Source organism: Chamaesiphon sp. OTE_20_metabat_361, from assembly GCF_031364565.1.
The window spans coordinates 1-3,332 of sequence record NZ_JANLWO010000552.1 but is presented as its reverse complement, the minus strand read 5'-3'; the positions used below and the strand labels follow the sequence as shown (position 1 = coordinate 3,332).

At 43.5% G+C, this 3,332-nt stretch carries 2 protein-coding genes and 1 pseudogene; all 3 read left to right on the top strand.

Features of this window, described 5'->3' with window-relative positions:
* Positions 1-501, top strand: a 501-nt coding sequence (locus RMO35_RS15865; RefSeq protein ID WP_309742296.1) for an O-antigen ligase family protein, incomplete at its 5' end; no start/stop codon positions are given.
* A gap of 32 nt (positions 502-533) precedes the next feature.
* A pseudogene (locus RMO35_RS15860) lies at positions 534-2,192 on the top strand (DUF499 domain-containing protein); the annotation flags it as partial.
* Positions 2,193-2,754: 562 nt separating this feature from the next.
* Positions 2,755-3,177 carry a hypothetical protein gene (locus RMO35_RS15855; RefSeq protein ID WP_309742294.1) on the top strand — a complete coding sequence of 141 codons (423 nt, stop codon included), beginning with the start codon at positions 2,755-2,757 and terminating at the stop codon, positions 3,175-3,177.
* Positions 3,178-3,332: the final 155 nt, after the last annotated feature.

Genomic DNA, 3,332 nt, shown 5'->3' with positions numbered 1-3,332 from the left:
GTCATATTTTTAGCGATCGGTTTGTGCCTATTTTTTGTCATCGAGTCCCACACTAGGGGGATCTTTGAGGCTCTGGGTAAGGATACTACTTTAAGTGGTCGTACCGACTTTTGGCCGACTGTCATCGCCACCCTCAATCATCATAATCCGCTACTTGGTTTTGGCGTGTATGGATTTTGGCAGCCTTGGCAAGGTGATGACAACCCGGCTCGTTACATTATCAATGCCAATGGGTTTGTGCCCCCTAACGCTCATAGTGGGTTCTTAGATTTAGCCTTGGAAATTGGCTGGCTGGGCTTATTTTTATTTGCTTGTTCGTTTCTCAAGCTGACAATTAATGCTGTAAGATTTGCGATCGAGTCTAAAACTCAGACAGCTTTTGTACCGATAATCCTAGTTGCCTATATTTTCATCTCTAATTTCTCAGAGACACAACTTTTTAGTGATGTCTATATCTGGTTTTTATACGTTTTTTTGGCGACTTCCCCAGAATTAAATTAACCTTCCCCCTTTACCCTTTACCCTTTCCCCTTTCCTCGGCGGACACTTTTGCAGAGGAAACTAATGATTTACAAGAATTGCTCCGCGCCTCGGCTCGACAAGAGCGGGTATTAAGTCCATCTACCGATGTCGAAATTTATAATATTGTCAAACAAAGGTTATTTACGAGTGTGGATGAGACGGCGGCTAAGTCGGCAGCTTCCGCCTATTTGAGTGCTTATCGTACTACTCGATTGGATCTCCCCGATGCTTGTAAAGATGCTAGTTATGTTACCGCGATCGAGCAGAGTTATCCGTTCCATCCCGAATTATTCAATCTCCTAACCAAAAAGATTGCTTCGATCCCCAACTTCCAGAAGACTCGCGGTGCGCTGCGGTTATTCGCTCAAGTTGTCAGGTATTTATGGCAACATCAAGAGGAGCTAACAGATCCTACCTGGATACCTTTGATTCATCCCCATCATATCCCGATCGGCATCAGTGACGAAATTACCAACGATCTCACCACCCGACTCGAACGATCGGCAATGCGGCAATCGATTGGCGCAGACATCTATAATCCTAGTGGGCGCGAAGCTTATGCCCAAATTCAAGACGCTGAATATATTGCTGCGGGGAAACCTCCCTATAGTAGTTGGGTAGGGCGGACGATTTTCCTGCATTCTCTCACACAGGGGACTTCCGCAGGTATTCATCGATCGGAATTAAACTTATCCCTATTTACACCTAATCTAGAATTAGGATATGTCGATACTGTTTTAGGTAAATTGCAGTCTGTTGCTTGGTATCTAGATAGCGATCCGATTACGACAATTTCGCGCTTTCGGGAAGAACCCTCAATCAATAAAATAATCACCCAAGAACGCGAACAAATCGGGCGCACAACTGCCAAGGACGACCTCAGAGACAGGCGGGATAGTATTTTCGCCAAAAGAGCATTTAACCTCGTCAGTGCGCCAGAAAGTCCCGCAGACGTGGATGATACGCCGGATAATGTGGTGCTATGTTTGATTGATTTTGATGAAGCTACCGTCACCGAATGCAATTCCCCACCGCCATCTTTAGTCGATCGCATTTTCAATAATACTGGCTCGGCTGGAACCTTTCGGAAATATCGCAACCGCCTATTATTTCTAGTCCCCGATAAGCAACAATTAGAACGCGCGATCGAATTAGGGCGAGAGTATCGGGCGATTAATAATATAGGCTTGCAAAATGGCGATTGGGATCTCAAGGTTGGAGACAAGTTGTTTATCAAAACAGGCGATGCTCTGACTCTTCCCAATAGCATCGAATTTTCCGATGAGATGGTACTTTATCATCGCGGTATTTTGCAACCACCCGCACCAAAAGAAATCGAACTTAGTGTCCAACTAATTGCAAATAATATTACCAGAATCAAATGGAAAGCGAAGGGCGCACTTAAAGTCAGTCTTTATCAGAACAATGTGGCAATCGATCGAGAATTTCGTCCATCTGATGAATATGAGACTAGTATCGATAGTATCACGATTTTTAAGGCGATCGCGGACTATGGCAATGGTGAAACTATTAATAAGGAAACTCGTTTAGTTCCGCCATCTTTAGCTCGTGAAGATGGTATTGACTACGATCGTAAGCAGATCGAAGTTACTCAGCTATCACCACTGATTGAACTAGATGGGAGTATCGATACTGTCTTTACTAAATTCAGTGATATTTGTAGCGATCGACAAGTCAAAGGCATCGAATCTCTGGAACTATCAGTCGATCGAGTCCTCGATTATCGCAAGCTAGGTGTTACTCGACCACAGCTAAGTAAACTATCTCTCCAGATCGACCAGACTGTATTAATCCGTACGGGTGAGCAATTTGTCAAACTAGAATATCAAGGAAAAGTCCGAGGCTTTCAATCGCTATTTTCAACTATTAATAATCTGCTCAATGCTCCCGATACTGAAGCCGATGTATATCTAAAGGTGTCGCTAGATATATCCACAGAAATCGAAGCCCAAGGGGTGGAAATACAGGCGATGAAGCAAGCACTCGATCGAAATCAAATTGAACGATTGAGATTCAAAGCGACGATCGCTAATAAGCACTAATAATTAAGGTAGAGGCAATTCATGAATTGCCCCTACCTTAATTATTAATAAACTGCAATATATCGATCTAGTCTCGGTTTGTGGGCATTCTAAATCTAGGGCTGAATAAGTGACGGAACAGCTTTTCTTAGCAAGCCTTATATAGAAATCACCAAACCCCGATCGATCGATGCAAGCCTTTGAACTCCGTGTCGAACCTCTCGACAATAATAACTTTGAGATCGCACTTTGGCAACGCAGCTACAAAAAAGCTGGAGAAAAATACTGCCCTAAATCAAAACAGATAGGAAAAAGCCACGGACAATCTTTAGTCTTAGTTAGACAAGTAATTTATGATGCTTTGAAAGCTAATAATTACGATCCGAAAACCCTATCATACAAACGCCAATCTGCTTACATTATCACCGAAGAATTTGGCGTTACTTTAGCTATTCTATTTCAAGTACTGCAACCAATTTCTAAACCCGATCGGATTATTAAAATTGCTCAATCGATCGCGGCGATGAGTTATGAAGAAGCGAATTACTGGTTTGCATTGATTACTAATGGTCGATCGAATGCACTTAAAGCAATGAGGGTGTTGTTTGATTAGCGGCGTGGATCTACCCACCCCGCCCGTTGGGCACCCCTCCGAGGAGGGGATTTTCATGCGAGCGTTTTTTGATGGGGCTTTTAGATCGCCCCCTGGGGGGCGTTCGAGAGAGATGTATGCTTGAAAATGCAATGTCTAGCGTGCAAAGTCCCCTC